Genomic DNA, 19,481 nt, shown 5'->3' on the forward strand with positions numbered 1-19,481 from the left:
AGAAAGTATAAATTTCAGAAAAAATATTGAATTCTGAAAATTATTATGTTAGTCTAGTGTACATGAAAATGAAGTAATGGCTTCATAGTATAAATAAAAAAAGGATGAGCTTCTTTTATGAGAGATCAAACAATTCAGCAAATGATTCAAGAGAAATATCAAGAGTTGTCTAAAAGTCAACAAAAGGTAGCTACATTCATATTAAAAAATTTACAGACAGTAGGAATCCACTCTGCTTCATATGTAGGGGAAAAGGCCGGAGTAAGTGAAACGACAGTTATCCGTTTTTGTTACGCATTAGGCTTATCTGGTTATGCACAATTGCAACGTCAGGTAACCATGCATTTATTTAATGAAGGGAATGCAAGTAGTTTGCAGAATTATTTGCAATCGAAGCAAGCTCTTTTTGAAAATCCACGTTTTTATGTAAAGACGATGGAAAAGGACGCATCTCGCATTTTAAATATGGCTAAAAACATTAACGAGGAAGACTTTAATCGAGCTTCAGTATTGCTCCATGAGAAGAAAAAAATATATATTGCAGGGAATGGCTCTTCCCATTTAGCTGCACAGTGGCTTCATTTTACATTAAATCTTTTGCGACCGAATGTTGTTTTATTAAATTTTGAAACAAGTGAGGTCATACGTGCTATTCAAGAGATTGATGAAAATAGTGTAGTAATTATTTTATCATTCCACCGTTACTTTAAAGAGCCGATCCAATTTGCAGCCGAATTACAAGAAAAAAAATGTGAGATTATTGGCATAACCGATTCTCAAATTGCACCTATTACTCAATATGCAACTATCACCTTTGTGAATGAACAACAACAAGAAGTTTCAACAATTGATGCTATGCCAGCACTCATAGCATTTTTAAATACACTAATAGCAGGAATGACTGCTCAAGATCATGACTATTATGAAAATCAGCGCGTAAAATATGACGATTTTCAAAATAGCTTTTTAGCAAACCGATGGAGTTGACTAATATGAACCAAATTTTACAAGAGTTACAGCCACTTCTTACAGATATTTTTAAACATTTACATGAACATCCAGAAGTTAGTTGGCAAGAGCACAATACAACTCAATATATAGCAAATTTATTAAGAGAGGCCCAAATGGAGCCACACCTTTTTGAAGATATGACAGGACTTTATGTTGATATAGGGGAGGGAACACCTAGAGTAGGGTTCCGCACTGATATAGATGCACTTTGGCAGGAGGTTAATGGTGTCTTTCAAGCTAACCATTCTTGTGGACATGATGGTCATATGACGATGGCTATTGGAACTGCATTGCTGTTAAAGGACATGGAGCATTTACTGTCAGGTGCTGTACGCATACTATTTCAGCCTGCTGAGGAAAAGGCCCAAGGAGCACGCGCATTTGTCGAAAAAGGTATTATAGATGATTTAGATTATTTATTTGGTGTTCATGTTCGCCCATTAAAGGAATTACAGGATGGATCATATGCGCCAGCGTTATACCACGGGGCAGCAAAGCTTTTTACAGGGACCATTATTGGGGAAGAGGCACATGGCTCACGACCAGAACTTGGCGTTAATGCAATTGAGGTTGGAGCAGCTATTGTCGAAGGTCTTCAAAAAATTTGGACTGATCCAACTATCTCTGCCTCTGTCAAAATGACACAGTTTAATGCGGGAGGCACCTCTACAAATATTATTCCTGGTAAAGCAACCTTTAGCATTGATGCAAGGGCCCAAACAAATGAAGTGATGCAGGTAATCACAGAGGGGGTGGAGCGTGTAAAAGCCTCTGTTGAAGCGATGTATGGTGCCAAGATTACCTTACAGGTAGATGCTCATATAGTGGCAGCATTGGTGAATGATGAAGCCTTACAACATATGAAAGCAGCTATTATTGATGTAGTTGGGGAAAAGGCTTGCGCTCCATCAGTTGTTACACCAGGAGGGGAGGATTTTCATTTTTATACCTATGAACGTCCGAAGCTTAAAGCTACAATGCTTGGATTAGGCTGTGGGGTTACTCCTGGCTTACATCATCCGCAAATGACCTTTAATCAAGACCGGCTGTTAGTAGGAGTAAATATTATTACAAGGGCTATTTTGAGAGCATTATAAAGATATAGAAAGAAGAGATAGCTATGATAGAGATAAGAGAAATCAAAACAATAGAACAACTTGAGCAGGTTCAGCAATTAGAGTTGAATGTATGGGGAATGTCTGCTATTCCTCTCCATCAAACGCTGACAGCAGTGAAAAATGGGGGCATCGTTGTAGGTGCCTATCAAGAAGATAAATTAGTCGGATTTAGTTATGGTTTTGCGGGTTTTCGAGAAGGAAAAAGCTATCTATGCTCTCATATGCTAGGGATTGATGAAAAATATCGATCACTAGGCATAGGAGAAAAGTTAAAGTACGAACAGCGAGCTATTGCTATTGAACGTGGCTATGACTTAATGGTATGGACATTTGACCCTCTTGAAACCCGAAATGCTTATCTTAATTTATCTAAATTAAAGGGTATTTGCTATACCTATATAGAAAATTGCTACGGTGAAATGCAGGATGGTTTCAATAAAGGGCTACCCTCTGATCGATTTGAGGTGAGCTGGCATTTAACTTCAGATTATGTGGTGAACGACATTACAATAGAAGTAGCGGATGCAAAACCAGTGGCAAGCTGTGAACTTACAAAGCAGGGCTTATTATGCTTAAAAATGACTGAAAATTTTGAATTTGTAGAAGAGTTGTATACGCTACCTGTTCCTAAGGACTTTCAAGCCTTAAAAGCACAAAATCCTAGCTTAGCATTGGATTGGCGTTTCAAAACAAGAACTATACTAAAGCAACTATTTTCAGCAGGGTATGCAGCAATTTCACTGCAACAACGAGAATGCTATAACGAATATGTTTTAGTGAAAAAAGCAGCTTTAAATTTGGAAGGGGCATTTTAATATGAAAATTACAGAAATCACAATACGACAATTGAAGATGAAATTAAAAGCACCGTTTACAACAAGCTTTGGCACGTTTGATGAGAGGAACTTTTTAGTCCTCGAGGCAAAAGATGAGACAGGCTTAATCGGTTGGGGAGAATCAGTTGCCTTTCATTCACCTTGGTACAATGAAGAAACACTTCAAACAAACTGGCATATGCTTGAAGACTTCCTCATTCCTCTTGTTTTAAATAAAGAGATTCGTCACCCAGCTGAAGTGAGTCAATTATTTGAGCCGATTCGCAAAAATAATATGGCGAAATCGACAATAGAAGGAGCTATTTGGGATATATATGCACAGCAAACTGGTCAATCCCTAGCAACAGCACTTGGTGGTAAAAAGGATAAAATTGAAGTAGGTATTAGTATCGGCATACAAAATTCAATCGAGGAGTTAGTTACATTAGTTGACGGCTATGTAAAGGAAGGCTATAAGCGCATGAAAATCAAAATAAAACCGGGCTGGGATATAGAGGTTATGCGTACATTAAGGGAAACATTTCCTGATGTAGCCTTTATGGCTGATGCCAATTCAGCCTATCGTCTAGAGGATACTGAAACATTGAAACAACTTGATGCATTTAACTTAACAATGATTGAGCAACCATTGGCTTCAGATGACATTATCGACCATGCTTCATTACAAAAATTAATGGAAACACCAATTTGTTTGGACGAAAGTATCCATTCGTTAGAAGATGCACGAAAGGCTATAGAACTAGGGAGCACCAAAATTATAAACATAAAAATTGGTCGTGTTGGTGGCCTAACAGAGGCAAAAAAAATACATGATTATTGTGAGACACATAACATCCCAGTATGGTGTGGCGGCATGTTGGAATCTGGTATTGGTCGTGCGCACAATGTAGCCTTAACAACGTTGTCAAATTTTATATTACCGGGAGATACTGCTGGCTCTAATCGATATTGGGAAAAGGATATTATCGAACCAGAAGTAGTTGTAAAAGATGGTTATATTGAAGTACCACAACAAGTAGGAATTGGTTATGAAATAAATAGGGAAACGGTTAATTCCTTCACAGTCGCACAGAAAACATATCAATAAATAGACTTAAATTTCTTATATTAGAATAGTAGGTGGGCTATGAAAAAAAGTTGGCAGATAGGTGGAGCATTTGTAGGCTTAATTGTTGGAGCAGGGTTTGCATCGGGTCAGGAAATAATGCAGTACTTTACTAGCTTTGGCTTGTACAGTATGGTAGGTGCCATTGTTGCTACCCTTGCCTTCGCATTTTTAGGAATGAGTTTAGCTCAATTAGGAACAGATTTACAAACAACATCACATAAAGAGGTGATCTATCATATAGGAGGGCGATATGTTGGCATTATTTTAGATATCGTTATCACGTTTTTCTTATTTGGCGTTGCTGTTGTCATGTTTGCTGGATCAGGCTCAACATTTCATCAGATGTTTGGCATCAATCCAGTAGTTGGTAGTATTTTTATGGTTGTTATAACTATACTAACCTTACTATTAAATGTTAATAATATTATTAATTTAATAGCATTGGTTACCCCTTATTTAATGGGTATCATTTTTATTATTTTGATTTATTCTATCTTTACGATGGATATATCCATTGCAGAGCAAAATACTTTAGCGAAAGCACAATCATCTGCAGCATCTAATTGGTTAATGGGAGCGTTACTTTATGTTTCCTATAATATCGCTGCTGGTGCAGCAATGTTAATTGTAATGGGTGGAACAGTAAAGGACCGCAAAGTTGCTGGCAGAGGTGGACTACTTGGCGGTTTAATGCTTGGTATCTTAATTGTATTAATCAATATAGCCATGTTTGCTAAAATAAATGTTATTGATGGAGTAGCAATGCCAACATTAGAATTAGCAAAACAAATTCACCCTATAGTAGGTGTCTTAATGTCTATTGCTTTATTAGGCATGATGTACAATACTGCGGTGGGGATGTTCTATTCATTTACAGTTCGATTTATTGCGCCAGACCATCAATATTTTAAAGTAGCTATTGTAGTTATAGGATTAATAGGTTTTGCTGCAAGCCTAGTAGGATTTACTACATTAGTTGGTAAAGTCTATTCAACAATGGGCTACTTAGGTTTCGCCTTAATTGTTGCTGTTATTATTTCGTGGCTACGTAAACTACCAAAAACTTTATAAAGTAAAAATTTCCCTTTTGTGAACGTAAGGGAAATTTTTTTGTTTTTTTGTGATGAAAGCAAGATATATATCATACAGTTAATTTGTGTTTGCGAAATCTATCCATGCTGTTTTAAGTAAAAATTATGCTCGAAACTATAGAAAAAAGCTATTCGGCGCTAGACACCAATTTTTGAGAATGTTATATTTGTATTGTCATAGTATTTTTATAATTAGGAAAAAATAGAATACTTTATGGTTTTAATGGTTTTTCCTGATTATAAGGAGTGATGAAGTATAGAGCTAGATGAAGGATGATAGGGCCTATGGTAAAGAAAACGTTAAAACAAAGAATTGTAGACGCTTCAGTTGAATTATTTCAACAAGATGGTTATCACAATGTAACCGTGGATCGTATTGTGGAATATATTGGGGCATCAAAGGGTGGATTTTATCATAATTTTAAATCAAAAGATGAACTGTTGTATGAAATTCATGATGTCTTTATTTCATATGTCATTCAACAATCGCAAGCTGCATATGACAAATTCGATACACCTATCACACGTTTGTGTGCCATGCTGCAAACACTGACACAAGTATTTGATATGTATCAAGCACATATTACGATTTTTTATGAAGAAAGTCGTTCACTCTCAGATGAATATAGTGACATCATCCATAAAAAGCGAGATCACTATCGTGATATTTTACAAAGAGTGATAGCAGAGGGTCAGGAAGCAAAGGTTTTTCGTACCGAATTACCTTGTACAATTGTAACAATGGCAATTGTCGGGATGATTAACTGGACGTACAAATGGTTTAAGCAATCAGGACCATTAACGATGGAGCAAATCACAGATGTTTTTACCGATATGGTATTACGGGCAATTGTGACAGAGCAAGCCATGGGAGAAGCGAAGCAATTTATAATAAAGGGGTAGCCAGTAGGAAACACTGGTTTTATTATTTGTTTTTACAAACCGACTAGTCGGTATTTCACTGTAAGCAATTGTTCTTGAGCTACATCTACTATGGCAAATTCAACAATAGGGGGATTAGGGATGAATTTTGAATTAACAAAAGAGCAAGAAATGATTCGAGACATGGTGCGTGATTTTGCTGAGAAGGAGATTAAACCGTATGCTCGTGAGGTTGATGAGACATCAACAATGAGAATAGAGAGCTTTAAGAAAATGGCAGAACTAGGCTTATTGGGTATCCCGTTTCCTGAGGAATATGGTGGATCAGGTGGTGATACGGTGTCCTACGCTTTAGCTGTAGAGGAGATTGGTCGAGCATGTGGGGGCACAGGGTTAAGCTATGCAGCTGCTGTTAGCTTAGGAGCCTCACCAATTTACAACTTCGGCACAGAGGAGCAAAAGCAAGAGTGGCTAGTTCCATTAGCTAAGGGTGAGACATTAGGATCATTCGGTTTAACAGAGCCAAATGCAGGTTCAGATGCAGGGGGCACACGTACTACAGCTGTTATTGATGGTGATGACTACATTATTAATGGAGAGAAATGCTGGATCACTAATGCAGGATATGCTCGACAAATTATTGTAACGGCGGTAACAGGTAAACGTGAGGATGGTAAAAAGATTATTTCTTCTATTATTGTGCCAACAAACACACCAGGCGTAACAATCAACTGTAATTATGACAAAATGGGTGTACGTGGCTCCAATACATGTGAAATTGTGTTAGAAAATGTCCGTGTCCCAAGAACAAATCTATTAGGGGATGAAAAACGTGGCTTTAGCCAGTTTTTAAATACATTGGATGGTGGTCGTATTTCCATCGCTGCTCTTTCTGTTGGAATTGCCCAGGCTGCTTATGAAAAGGCACTAAAATTCGCGAAGGAACGTGAGCAATTTGGTGCACCTATTTCGAAGCTACAAGCGATCCAATTTAAATTAGCGGATATGGCGATGGAAATAGAGCTTGCTCGTACGCTAGTACATAAAGCGGCATGGTTAAAAGATCAAAAGAAGCCATTTGGCAAAGAAGCTGCGATTGCTAAACTATTTGCTTCTGAAATGGGCTTCCGTACATGTAATCAAGCAATCCAAATTCATGGTGGTTCTGGATATATGAAAGAATATGATGTAGAACGTCATTTACGTGACATTAAATTAATGGAAATCGGTGAAGGAACATCTGAAATTCAACGTCTTGTTATTTCTCGTCTAATTGGCTGTTAATCATCATCAGTTAAGTTAAATAGCATAAATAAGGGGGATCTTCATGGCAGAACTTGTGTATCAAACAATTGGTCAATTGCTAGATGAACAATCAAAAAAGTACCCGCAGAATGAAGCATTAGTCTATGCTGACAGAAATTTACGCATGACTTATGAACAGCTAAATCGTCAAGCACGATACGTAGCGAGAGGTTTAATGGCTCTAGGAATTGAAAAGGGAGACCATATCGCAGTATGGACGACGAATGTTCCTGAGTGGGTACAGCTTCAATTTGGTACAGGGAAGATGGGTGCTCCAATTGTAACGGTAAATACGAATTACCGTGCGAGTGAGTTGGAGTATTTATTGAAGCAATCTGATGCTAAAACGATTTTTTTAATTGAAAATTATCGAGACCATTCTTTTATCAATACACTGCAAGAGTTATGTCCAGAGCTTGAACATTGTGAACCAGGTAATTTGCAATCAAAGCGACTACCTTTATTAAAAAATGTTATTTTAATCGGTGAAACCAAATACCCCGGCGTACTTAATTGGTCAGACGTTTTAACTGCTGCCGAGCAAGTAACCGAGGAACAGTTAGATCAGAGAGAGCAGTCTCTTCATTATGATGATGTCATTAATATTCAATATACTTCTGGTACAACAGGCTTTCCTAAGGGAGTAATGCTAACGCATTTTAACTTAGTCAATAATGCTGTTAACATTGCAGAATGTATGCGTTTAACGGCAGAGGATCGTCTATGTATCCCAGTCCCATTCTTCCATTGCTTTGGTTGTGTCATAGGAACATTAGCCATTACAACAAGTGGTGGAACAATGGTACCAGTACAGGAGTTCTCACCTGAAGAGGTACTAAGAACCGTTCAACAAGAGAAATGCACTGCATTACATGGCGTGCCAACGATGTTCATTAGTGAACTGAATTTATCGAATTTTGCATCTTTCGATCTTTCAACTTTACGTACAGGAGTCATGGCAGGATCAAACTGTCCAATTGAGGTTATGAAAGCGGTCATTGAGAAGATGGGCATGAAAGATATAACAATATGCTACGGTCAAACAGAATCATCACCTGTTATTACACAGACAAGAACGGATGACCCGCTAGTGTTAAAGGTGGAGACGGTTGGCCGCGCTTTACCTAACCTAGAAGTAAAGATTGTTGTTCCTGGAACTACCGAGGAAGCTCCGACAAATGAACAGGGAGAGCTGTGTACAAGGGGCTATCATGTGATGAAGGGCTATTATAAAAACCAGGAGGAAACAGATCTGGCGATTGACGAGGATGGTTGGTTGCATACAGGTGATTTAGCAACGATGGATGAAGCAGGTTATGTCCGTGTAACAGGTCGTTTAAAGGATATGATTATCCGTGGTGGCGAAAACCTATATCCTCGTGAAATTGAGGAGTTCCTTTATACACATCCGAAAATTTCAGATGTTCAGGTTGCAGGTGTCCCTGATCCTGTTTATGGCGAGGAGGCGGCAGCTTGGATTGTTTTAAAAGAAGGAGAGCAGGCCACAACGGAAGAAATCCGAGATTATTGTCGGGATAAAATTTCAAGACATAAAATTCCACGACATATTTTCTTTATTGATAACTATCCAATGACTGCATCTGGAAAAGTTCAAAAATATAAATTACGAGAAGATTTCGTTATGACCGTAAAGTAAGGAGGGGCAGTGGATATGTTCAACAAGGTATTAATTGCAAATCGTGGGGAGATTGCTAGACGTGTGATCAGAACATGCAAGCGCCTAAATATTCATACGGTTGCTATCTATTCAGAGGCAGATGCTGAAAGCTTACATGTGAAAGATGCAGATGAGGCTTTCTGTGTAGGGAAGTCACCTGTTGCACAGAGCTATTTAAACATCGACCGCATTCTTGAAATTGCACTAGAAAGTGGCGCAGAGGCTATTCATCCTGGCTATGGTTTACTATCAGAGAATGCAAATTTTGCGAAACGTTGTACAGAGGCAGGTTTAGTGTTTATCGGGCCAAGTGCTGATGTGATCGCTTCAATGGGCAGTAAATTAGAGGCTCGTAAAACAATGAAAGCTGCTAGTGTACCGATTGTAGAGGGTGTAGAAGCGCCAGTGAAGGATGTAGAAGAAGCCACTGCCATAGCGGAGCGTTTAGGCTATCCAATTATGTTAAAGGCATCGGCAGGCGGAGGCGGTATCGGTATGCAGCTAGTTGAAAATGCTGAGGAACTAGCCAAAGCTTTCGAGGGCAATCAAAAGCGTGCACAATCATTCTTTGGTGATGGCACGATGTATATGGAGCGATTCATTGCTAACCCTCACCATGTCGAAGTGCAAATTATTGCTGATCATCAAGGTAATGTCGTTCCATTATTTGAACGAGAATGCTCTATTCAACGAAGAAATCAAAAAGTAGTAGAAGAAGCACCATCTCCGTTTATCTCACAAGAGACAAGAGAAAAAATGCTAGAAGCGTCAGTTAAGGCGGCGAAGCATATTGGTTATGTCAATGCTGGAACAATCGAATACTTGGTTGATGAAGATCAAAACTTTTATTTTTTAGAAATGAATACAAGACTACAGGTAGAGCATCCAGTTACGGAGGAAATTACGAAGCTTGATTTAGTAGAAGAGCAATTAAAAATTGCGGCAAAACAACCTCTTACGTTTACTAGAGAAAGTATTACTAAAGAAGGGCACGCGATTGAAGTGCGCGTATACGCTGAAAATCCTTCGACGTTTTTCCCGTCTCCAGGTACCATTACGACTCTTGAATTACCGACAGGTGAAGGAATTCGACATGAGTGTGGTGTAGAGTCTGGTTCAGTGGTAACACCATTCTATGATCCAATGATTAGCAAATTGGTGGTGTGGGGGGAAACAAGAGAAATTGCCTGTGAAAGATTAGCACAAGCGCTAAAGGCGTATAAAGTGGAGGGGATTCAAACGAATATCCCGATGCTGTTAAAAACCGTCACACATGAGCAATTTTTAAAAGGCTATACGACAACAAAATTTGTAGAGCAATATTATTTACCGCAATTAGCAGAAACAAAATAACAATTATCATGTATTCGTGCTTCTATAGAGGGACGAATACATGATAAAAAAATAGGAGTGAATGATTATGGCAACAGTAAAAGCAAGCATGGCAGGAACAGTATGGAAAATCGTCGTAACAGAGGGCGAGAAAGTGACAGCAGGTCAAGATGTAGCTATTTTAGAATCGATGAAAATGGAAATTCCAATTGCAGCAGAAGAGGATGGCGTAGTGACGAAAATCATTGCCAATGAGGGGGACTTTATTAACGTTGATGATGATATTTTAGAAATTGAATAAGAGGAGGCTTGTTTATGCAGCTACCTAAGCAAGTCACAATCAAAGAAGTTGGTCCCCGTGATGGCTTACAAAATGAAAAAACGCATATTTCAACAGCTGATAAAGTACAATTAGTAAATTTATTAGGTCAAACAGGATTAAATTATATTGAAGTGACATCTTTTGTGCATCCCAAATGGATTCCTCAATTGGCAGATGCAGTCGAGGTTCTGCAAGCCATTAAAAGACATAAGGATATTACCTATGCGGCACTTGTACCCAATATGAGGGGCTTAGAACGCGCATTACAGGCTGAAGTAGATGAAGTAAGTATTTTTATGTCTGCTAGTGAAAGCCATAACCAAAGTAATATTAATAAAACCATAGAAGATACATTTCCCATATTAGAGGAAGTTGTAGTAGGAGCTCAGGCTGCAAAAAAACATGTTCGAGGTTATATCTCAACGGTTATTGGTTGTCCCTATGAGGGGTATATACACCCTGACAAGGTATTACGAGTAACGGAAAAATTATTGGAGATGGGTGTGACTGAAATATCGCTTGGTGACACAATTGGTGTTGGTGTACCGACGCAGGTTGAGTTTCTTTTAGAGGAATTGCTAAAAAGGTATCCTGCTGAAAAATTTGCCATGCATTTTCATGATACACGTGGGACAGCATTAGCCAATATTATGAAGTCCTTAGAGATGGGTATTACCAAGTTTGATAGTGCGCTTGGTGGGCTAGGGGGCTGCCCATATGCGAAAGGTGCCTCAGGTAATGTAGCCACAGAAGATTTATTGTATTTATTCGATGAGATGGGCATTGAAACAGGCGTAGATCGACAAAAGGTGCTAGAGGCAGCACTCTTTATTGAAGAGAAGTTAGGCAAAGCAGTTGCCTCAAAGCAAATGGCTATTGTCCGCAATGAAAGGAGTGCAAATCAAGGATGACACAACTCGTTCGATTTGAATTACTAGAGGGTAGTATTGGACTTATTACTCTTTCAAGACCAGAAGCTGCTAACGCTATGTCGGTTCAATTACTGCATGAGCTGTCTGACACACTTGATCAAATCAATGGAGATCCAGCAGTGCGTGTAGTCCTTCTAACAGGTGCAGGCGAAAAGGCATTTTGTGCAGGTGCTGATTTAAAGGAACGTAAAGGAATGTCTGATCGACAAGTGAAGCAGATCGTGCAGCTGATTGGTGCCACTGTGGCAAAAGTTGAAACGCTTGCACAGCCTGTCATTGCTGTCCTAAATGGTGTTGCCTTTGGTGGAGGCTTGGAGTTGGCACTAGCTTGTGATTTACGAATTGCGGCTACACATGTAAAGCTTGGCTTAACAGAAACATCGCTCGGTATTATTCCAGGAGCTGGGGGAACACAGCGGCTTCCACGTCTAATTGGTCTTGGAAAAGCAAAGGAATTAATTTATACAGCACGTAGGCTCAATGCCGAAGAAGCTGAAAATTATGGCATTATCGAGTATGTTTATGAAGGACATGAGGTATTAGATAAGGCACAACAGCTTGCACTGGAAATGGCAAAAAATGCACCACTCTCTCTAGTGCAGGCCAAAGTTGCGATCAATCAAGGTGTTGAGGTAGATTTAGCTACCGGGTTAAAAATTGAATCACTTGCATATAGTGCACTGATCCCAACAGAAGACCGATTAGAGGGCTTACTTGCCTTCCAAGAGAAGCGAGCGCCACAATATTCAGGGAAATAAAACGCCAAGAAATAATTTTGGTGTAATCGATTGGGCAAAGGGAGGAAATAAACATGAGCAATATCTCGACAGAAAATACACCACCTACAATGAAAGATAAAATTTTAGCAGGTGGATTACCAAAATATCATGACAAAAATGCACAACAAGGCAAGCTATTTGTACGTGAGCGTCTTGAACTATTACTTGATGATGGTCTTCAATCAGAGGATGGACTCTATGCGAACTGTTTAGCAGGGGATTTACCAGCAGATGGCGTTATCACTGGTATTGGTAAAATCCATGGTCGCACAGTTTGTGTGCTAGCGAACGATTCAACGATTAAAGCTGGTTCTTGGGGAAAACGCACGGTTGAAAAAATGATTCGCATTCAAGAAACCGCTGAAAAGTTGAATTGTCCATTACTTTATTTAGTGGATTCAGCGGGTGCGCGTATTACAGATCAGCTTGAAATGTTCCCAGGGCGCCGAGGTGCAGGGCGCATTTTCTACAATCAAGTCAAACTGTCAGGAAAAGTTCCGCAAATTTGCTTATTATTTGGTCCTTCCGCAGCGGGTGGCGCCTATATTCCTGCATTTTGCGATATTGTGGTGATGGTAGAAGGGAATGCTTCTATGTATTTAGGATCTCCTCGAATGGCCGAAATGGTTATCGGTGAAAAAGTAGATTTAGAAACAATGGGTGGCGCAAAAATGCACTGTTCTGTTTCTGGTTGTGGAGATGTGCTTGTTAAATCCGAACAGGAGGCTATTACTTATGCGCGCAAATATTTAGGATATTTCCCGAATAACTATGCAGAGCGTAGCAATGTAGAGGCTCCTAAACCACCAGCTTCATTTGATAAATCTATTGAAGAATTAATTCCTCAAAATCAAAATGTACCATTTGATATGTATAAGCTAATTGATCGTATTATTGATGAAGATTCGTTTTGTGAGGTTAAGAAATTATTTGCACCAGAATTAATTACAGGCCTTGCACGAATTAATGGACAATCCGTTGGGATCATCGCTAACCAACCACGTGTTAAGGGAGGCGTGCTATTCCACGATTCTGCTGATAAAGCGGCGAAATTTATTTCACTTTGTGATGCATTCAATATCCCACTGTTATTCCTAGCAGATGTTCCAGGCTTTATGATTGGTACTCAGGTAGAAAAAGCAGGAATCATCCGTCATGGTGCTAAAATGATTTTTGCCATGAGTGAGGCAACTGTTCCTAAGCTAACGGTCATTGTGCGTAAAGCGTATGGTGCAGGATTATATGCAATGGCTGGTCCTGCGTTTGAACCAGACTGCTGTATTGCCTTATCAAATGCACAAATTGCCGTAATGGGACCAGAAGCTGCTGTCAATGCCGTCTATGCCAATAAAATTGCAGAACTTCCAAAAGAAGAGCAAGCAAGCTTCATTGCCGAGAAACGTAAAGAATATCAAGAGGAAATTGATGTGTATCGCTTAGCTTCAGAGCTTATCATTGATGATGTGATTGAGCCTAATGAGCTGCGTAAGGTACTAGAAAATCGCTTAGAACTTTATATGTCAAAATACTTATTATTCTCACAACGTAAGCATGGGGTAAACCCAGTTTAAACATACTTATTATAAGGCTGTCTCTGCTGGTAGGAGACAGCCTTTTTGGATGATAATTTTTTCAGCTACTTGCAAGCTATAGATGAGCATATTAAAATATGGGAAGGAATAAAAGGGAAGTGGGTGTTAAGCTTGTCTAAAAACAACATAGCGGATGTTCAAAATAATGCCAAGCTCCCATTACCATATCGGGATGTCATTGATACATATCATTTGCCGCTAAAGATCGCAGGTTGGATTTTATTTAGTATCTATTCATTTATGGCTTTTTATAAATTGGTTATTGATCGCTTAGTAGATGTAGTCGTCATTTTATTAAGGGGAGATTATTCTATAGGTGACTTAGGATTGTTTGATTATAGTAGCTGGCGATTAACTACTAATTTTATTCCCTTCGAAACGATTCTCCGTTATATAAACTACTCTCAATATTTTAATTGGGAAATTATAATCGTTAACTTACTTGGCAACTTATTAATTTTTACTCCCATGGGCTTTTTACTGCCATTGCTATCGAAGAAATTCCGAAAAGCGTGGGTTATTATTTGTTTAGGCTTTATTTCTAGTCTTGCTGTTGAAACCATTCAATTTATTTTTACCGTTGGTTCTGCGGATATTGATGATTTAATTTTGAATACAATTGGTGCATGGCTTGGTTACTTAGCCTATAAAGGTATATTGATTAGACCCAAAAAATAAGAAAACAGTCCAGTATGAAGGGCTGTTTTTTTACGTTGATTAACACCATTTGTATAGTGTATATGGTAATAAATTTTATTGAAAAGGGTATGAAGCTAATAAATGAATATGAAAATATTAGTTGTATGAGATTCTTTATACCTATTTAAAAAAATAATTAGTATCTCTTTAGGAGGTTAGTAGTAATTAGTGCTTGAATTTAATAGTGAAAATTCCGATAATGAGTGTACAGAAACTATTAAAATGGTATAGATAGAGTGTTAGGAAGAATGTTCATATCTATTAACTTATTAGCATATGTAGATAGAAGGGCGAGGTGAAAACTATGAAAATATCAAATTTAATGGAACAAGAAAGAATTTCATCCCAGCATAATCGTAAAAAAATACTTCAGCGTAAAGAGGCAGGAGATGCCTATAGAAAAAATGCGATGTATTTTCAGCCAAAGAAAAACCCATTATTGATTGAACTTGAAAATTTATTATTAGGACGTACTGACCAAGATTTGTATGATCAGCAGCAAGAAGAGTCAAAAGAAGTAACTCCTCAGCAGAAAGCCATTATGGAAGATTTACAGCAAACAGAAAAGAATGTACGGGCCCATGAGCAAACCTATAAAGTAGGAATGAATGATAACGCTGATCCCTCGAATATATCCGATTCAGAACTAAGTGACACACTGCACATTTTAGAGCAGGTACGTAATGCAGCATTGTCATCAGCAGAGCCTTCTCCTCAAGATTTACGTGTGGCGCAAAGCGTTGATGCTCAAATACAGCATATGTTAAATAATTCAAATGTTGACGAGGTTGCCACAAATGAAAGCGAACCATCTTTTGTACGTGACATCATTGAAGTGAAGGTTCCTGAACGTTACTCGAAGGAATTGAAATTGGACCCATTTGCAGATACAATTTTCGGTAAGAACTATGAGACTGCATTCAAGTTAAGAGCATTTAAACAGGCATCGGAAAGATATGCGGCTCACGTTCAAATGACGAAAAATGGCTATCGTCCAGACAAGGATTCTATGTTCTCTTTGATAGCCTGATGCTGTAGATAGGAGATTGTTGACATGGCAAAGGCAAAGCACGCGAAAACGAATGCGATTCGTTTATTAGAACAACAAAAAATTCATTTTGATGTGATGGAATATGAAACAGGGGACGGTCAAGTTGATGGTGTTTCTGTAGCTGAGAAAATAGGACAGCCTGTTGCTCGGGTATTTAAAACATTAGTAGCAAAAGCAAGTGCACAAAGGTTATTTGTATTTGTTATTCCAGTGGCTGAAGAGCTGGACTTAAAAGCAGCCGCGAAGGTAGTTGGGGAAAAGAAAATTGAAATGTTAGCGGTAAAAGATCTACTTAGCCATACTGGTTATGTTCGTGGTGGATGTTCACCAGTAGGGATGAAGAAGTTATATCCAACGGTCATCGATGTATCTGCTCAAGAACAAGGTAGTATAATCGTTAGTGCTGGGAAAATTGGTATGCAAATTCATGTACAAATAGATGATTTGAAGAATATAACAAAGGCACAACTTGCCTCAATTACAACTACCCATGAGTGAGAGAATGGGTAGTTTTTTATGTGGTAAGATAAACGGTTTAGTTTAAGCACTATAGCTTAATTTTGGTTGAAAGTATGATAAAGTAATAGCAATATTATTCATAGAGAGAAGGATAAGGAATGCGTAGAATAATGGGGTGGCGTTGGACCTTTTTTATTGGTGGCTTAATGGTGATGTCACTTGGAATCACGATGTCGATAAAGGGGAAAATCGTTGGCACAAGCCCATGGGATGTTTTACATGTAGGTCTCTTTCAAAATTTTGGGTTAAGTATCGGCACATGGTCTATTGTAACAGGACTCTTTATAGTTGCTTCAACATCCATTGTATTACGTCAATGGCCAAAGATAGGTACTTGGCTCAATATGCTGCTAATCGGCTCGTTCATTGATGTATTTAACTGGCTGTTGCCCTCAACGGATGTATATGGCTTACAAATTACATATTTTATAATTGGTTTATTTGTTTTGAGCTTTGGCTGTGGGATGTATATTGCACCGAATATGGGCGCAGGACCAAGGGATACCTTAATGATGATACTTGTTGAAAAATTTGGCGGATCTATTAAGACAGCAAGAATGGGAATTGAAGTACTTGTAACCATTGTTGGCTGGCTTCTAGGAGGACCAGTTGGAGTAGGGACGGTATTGATCGCCTTAACCTCAGGCTATATTGTGCAATATTCATTACCGTATTGTCGTAAAATCTTGATGAAATGTATTGGAAATATGGAAGGCATGAAGCCATTCTATTAAACCAAGAAGCTACTTATATCTGTAAAGGATAGAAGTAGCTTTTCATTTTTTTTAGCGTTCTTTCATATAATGCAGGGCACAAGCTAAAGGAGGAACGACATTTGAACGGAAATGTAACGTATTATTTTGGACACGCATTGACTGGCCAAGGTGTGAAGCATTTATATAAAGAAATGATGGAAGAGGCGTCTCTCGTTTATTTTTTGCAAGGGCCTGCCACATTTAAAGGTTCAGAACTGTTAAAAGAACTAGGATACTTCTATGTGAAACAGGGCTTTGCTGTCGAGTGGTTTAAGCATGCTTTATTAGAGGAGGTTGTTGAGGCCGTTTATATAAAAGGCTGTAACAGACTTTTTGTATGGGCATCTGAGTGGAATATCGAGCCAACTTTACTCGGTACAAAGCATCGTGTCATGTCTTTCTATGAATGCTTAGAAGACATACAGCTTAAAAAGGTTGGAGAACAGCTTGCAGAGGCGATGCAAGAGCGTGCAACATGGCGTGAAAAATGCATAGCGAAACTGGATCAAGCAATCAAGCTACATGATGACTGGGAGGTTATCACACAAAGCTGTATGAACTGGCAGGCATTAAATGAACAGGTGGAAAATTTAAAGTCGGAAGTGTTCCAATCTATTATTCTGAATAAAACAGGTATGCGGACACATCGTTTACTGGGAACGCTAACTCCTAGAGGTGCGGAAAATACAGTGGATAGTATCACCAAAAGTATCACGACTCGCTTCATGATTAAAGGTAAGCCAGGTACAGGCAAATCTTCACTAATGAAAAGCTTAGCCGATGAAGCAAATGCAAGAGGGCTTGATGCACAAATTGTTTGGTGTGGCTTAGATGCGGGATCTGTAGATATGGTCATTATCCCAGAGCTTAATTTCTGTATTTTTGATAGCACAGAGCCTCATATCTTTGATCCAGAGGATGGTAGGTTAGGGGATAAGATATTTGATATTGGTCAACATTGTGCGCTGTCAGAGGAAGCAGAAACTGCGATCGAGGCAGTGCGAGCACAATACAAAGAAGCTATACAGGATGCGATGGGCCATTCCAAACGATATGCAGAAGCTGAATATACCGTTCGTCGTTTATTAGATAATTGTCTATCGGCTTCTTTATGGCGCGAAAAAACAGCGCCACTATTCGAAAGATTAACAAAGTAATGTAGCTAATGGCTTGCATGTGCTAAACTAGGAGCGAGAACAGTTTTCCTAGGAAAGGATGATACGCTTGTCAAAAGTATTGAATGCATTTTTAGATGAAAACCTACAAGCCTTACATGAACAAGGCTTATACAATGAAATCGATCCAGTAGAGGGAGCAAATGGCCCAATTATTCAGGTCCGTGGCAAAAATCTTGTTAACTTATCCTCTAACAACTATCTTGGTTTAGCAACAAATGAAGAATTAAAGCGTATTGCCAAAGAGACAATTGATAAATACGGTGTTGGAGCAGGTGCTGTTCGTACAATCAACGGGACACTTGACTTGCACGTAAAATTAGAAGAAAAGCTTGCTGAATTTAAAGGAACAGAAGCGGCTATTTCTTATCAATCTGGATTTAATTGTAATATGGCAGCTATTTCGGCTGTAATGGATAAAAATGATGCCATTCTATCTGATCAATTAAACCATGCCTCTATTATTGATGGATGTCGCTTATCAAAGGCAAAAATCATCGCGTTTAATCACTCTGATATGGAGGATTTACGTGCAAAGGCAAAGGCAGCAAAGGAATCAGGTTTATACAATAAAATCATGGTTATCACAGATGGTGTCTTCTCAATGGATGGTGATATTGCTAAATTACCTGAAATTGTGGAAATAGCTAAAGAGTTTGATTTAATCACGTATGTGGATGATGCACATGGTTCGGGTGTAACAGGTAAAGGAAAAGGAACTGTGAAGCATTTTGGATTAGAAAAAGAAATTGATTTCCAAATTGGTACATTATCAAAAGCCATTGGTGTAGTAGGTGGCTATGTAGCAGGTAAGAAAAATTTAATTGATTGGCTAAAAGTTCGCTCACGCCCATTCCTATTCTCAACAGCATTACCACCAGGTGATGTAGCCGCTATTACAGCAGCCGTGCAAATGCTGATTGATTCAACAGAGCTACACGATAAGCTGTGGGATAATGGAAATTATTTAAAAGCGGGGCTTGAGAAGCTTGGCTTTAATATTGGTGCGTCTGAGACACCAATTACTCCATGCATCATTGGGGATGAAAAGTTAACACAGGAATTTTCAAAACGTTTATTTGAAGAAGGCGTTTATGCAAAATCAATTGTCTTCCCAACAGTTCCAAAAGGTACAGGTCGCGTTCGGAATATGCCAACAGCGGCACATACAAAAGAAATGCTTGATGATGCAATTGCGATTTACGAGAAGGTTGGTCGTGAATTAGGCGTTATTCAATAAGAAAAAGGCTTCCTCATGAATGGGGAAGCCTTTTTTGCATGATAGAAAAGAAAAAG

At 38.7% G+C, this 19,481-nt stretch carries 19 protein-coding genes; all 19 read left to right on the top strand.

Annotated elements, in window-relative coordinates; all coding sequences use genetic code 11:
• Positions 1-117 precede the first annotated feature (117 nt).
• Complete coding sequence (locus tag C7B89_RS18895) at positions 118-987, top strand: MurR/RpiR family transcriptional regulator (protein ID WP_004225544.1); 870 nt, start codon at positions 118-120, stop codon at positions 985-987.
• Between the two features lie 5 nt (positions 988-992).
• Complete coding sequence (locus C7B89_RS18900; protein WP_115674310.1) at positions 993-2,108, top strand: M20 peptidase aminoacylase family protein; 1,116 nt, start codon at positions 993-995, stop codon at positions 2,106-2,108.
• Between the two features lie 23 nt (positions 2,109-2,131).
• Positions 2,132-2,944, top strand: a complete 813-nt coding sequence (locus tag C7B89_RS18905; protein ID WP_048393343.1) for a GNAT family N-acetyltransferase — start codon at positions 2,132-2,134, stop codon at positions 2,942-2,944.
• A gap of 1 nt (position 2,945) precedes the next feature.
• A complete protein-coding gene (gene menC, locus C7B89_RS18910) occupies positions 2,946-4,052 on the top strand; it encodes an o-succinylbenzoate synthase (RefSeq protein ID WP_115674311.1) in 1,107 nt (368 codons plus the stop codon).
• A 39-nt stretch (positions 4,053-4,091) separates the two neighbouring features.
• Complete coding sequence (locus C7B89_RS18915; RefSeq protein WP_004225538.1) at positions 4,092-5,144, top strand: YkvI family membrane protein; 1,053 nt, start codon at positions 4,092-4,094, stop codon at positions 5,142-5,144.
• A gap of 305 nt (positions 5,145-5,449) precedes the next feature.
• The gene (locus tag C7B89_RS18920; protein ID WP_036078131.1) at positions 5,450-6,067 is read left to right on the top strand and encodes a TetR/AcrR family transcriptional regulator; all 618 of its coding nucleotides are present in this window, start codon (positions 5,450-5,452) and stop codon (positions 6,065-6,067) included.
• A 120-nt stretch (positions 6,068-6,187) separates the two neighbouring features.
• On the top strand, positions 6,188-7,330 hold the full coding sequence (locus tag C7B89_RS18925; protein ID WP_115674312.1) for an acyl-CoA dehydrogenase: 1,143 nt from the start codon (positions 6,188-6,190) through the stop codon (positions 7,328-7,330).
• Between the two features lie 43 nt (positions 7,331-7,373).
• On the top strand, positions 7,374-9,008 hold the full coding sequence (locus C7B89_RS18930; RefSeq protein WP_048393347.1) for an AMP-binding protein: 1,635 nt from the start codon (positions 7,374-7,376) through the stop codon (positions 9,006-9,008).
• Between the two features lie 15 nt (positions 9,009-9,023).
• Positions 9,024-10,382 (top strand): acetyl-CoA carboxylase biotin carboxylase subunit, encoded by a 1,359-nt coding sequence (locus C7B89_RS18935; RefSeq protein WP_115674313.1) that lies wholly within the window; start codon positions 9,024-9,026, stop codon positions 10,380-10,382.
• Positions 10,383-10,449: 67 nt separating this feature from the next.
• Entirely contained in the window at positions 10,450-10,662 is a 213-nt protein-coding gene (locus tag C7B89_RS18940) for an acetyl-CoA carboxylase biotin carboxyl carrier protein subunit (RefSeq protein WP_004225532.1), read from the top strand.
• Between the two features lie 14 nt (positions 10,663-10,676).
• Positions 10,677-11,594, top strand: a complete 918-nt coding sequence (locus C7B89_RS18945; protein ID WP_115674314.1) for a hydroxymethylglutaryl-CoA lyase — start codon at positions 10,677-10,679, stop codon at positions 11,592-11,594.
• Entirely contained in the window at positions 11,591-12,373 is a 783-nt protein-coding gene (locus C7B89_RS18950; RefSeq protein ID WP_054549095.1) for an enoyl-CoA hydratase, read from the top strand. The genes C7B89_RS18945 and C7B89_RS18950 overlap by 4 nt, the downstream gene beginning before the upstream one ends.
• A 53-nt stretch (positions 12,374-12,426) precedes the next feature.
• A complete protein-coding gene (locus tag C7B89_RS18955; protein WP_048393355.1) occupies positions 12,427-13,965 on the top strand; it encodes an acyl-CoA carboxylase subunit beta in 1,539 nt (512 codons plus the stop codon).
• Between the two features lie 45 nt (positions 13,966-14,010).
• Positions 14,011-14,664, top strand: a complete 654-nt coding sequence (locus C7B89_RS18960; protein ID WP_115674315.1) for a VanZ family protein — start codon at positions 14,011-14,013, stop codon at positions 14,662-14,664.
• A gap of 325 nt (positions 14,665-14,989) precedes the next feature.
• On the top strand, positions 14,990-15,715 hold the full coding sequence (locus C7B89_RS18965; RefSeq protein WP_054549097.1) for a hypothetical protein: 726 nt from the start codon (positions 14,990-14,992) through the stop codon (positions 15,713-15,715).
• A 24-nt stretch (positions 15,716-15,739) separates the two neighbouring features.
• On the top strand, positions 15,740-16,234 hold the full coding sequence (ybaK, locus tag C7B89_RS18970; RefSeq protein WP_009371630.1) for a Cys-tRNA(Pro) deacylase: 495 nt from the start codon (positions 15,740-15,742) through the stop codon (positions 16,232-16,234).
• A 119-nt stretch (positions 16,235-16,353) separates the two neighbouring features.
• Positions 16,354-16,989, top strand: coding sequence for a YczE/YyaS/YitT family protein (locus C7B89_RS18975; RefSeq protein WP_009371629.1), 636 nt, complete (start codon positions 16,354-16,356; stop codon positions 16,987-16,989).
• A 101-nt stretch (positions 16,990-17,090) separates the two neighbouring features.
• Complete coding sequence (locus C7B89_RS18980) at positions 17,091-18,167, top strand: hypothetical protein (protein ID WP_009371628.1); 1,077 nt, start codon at positions 17,091-17,093, stop codon at positions 18,165-18,167.
• A gap of 58 nt (positions 18,168-18,225) precedes the next feature.
• Positions 18,226-19,425, top strand: coding sequence for a glycine C-acetyltransferase (locus tag C7B89_RS18985; RefSeq protein ID WP_016992223.1), 1,200 nt, complete (start codon positions 18,226-18,228; stop codon positions 19,423-19,425).
• The last annotated feature ends 56 nt before the right edge of the window (positions 19,426-19,481 follow it).

It is taken from the genome of Lysinibacillus capsici, assembly GCF_003367505.1.
Lineage (GTDB): Bacteria > Bacillota > Bacilli > Bacillales_A > Planococcaceae > Lysinibacillus > Lysinibacillus capsici.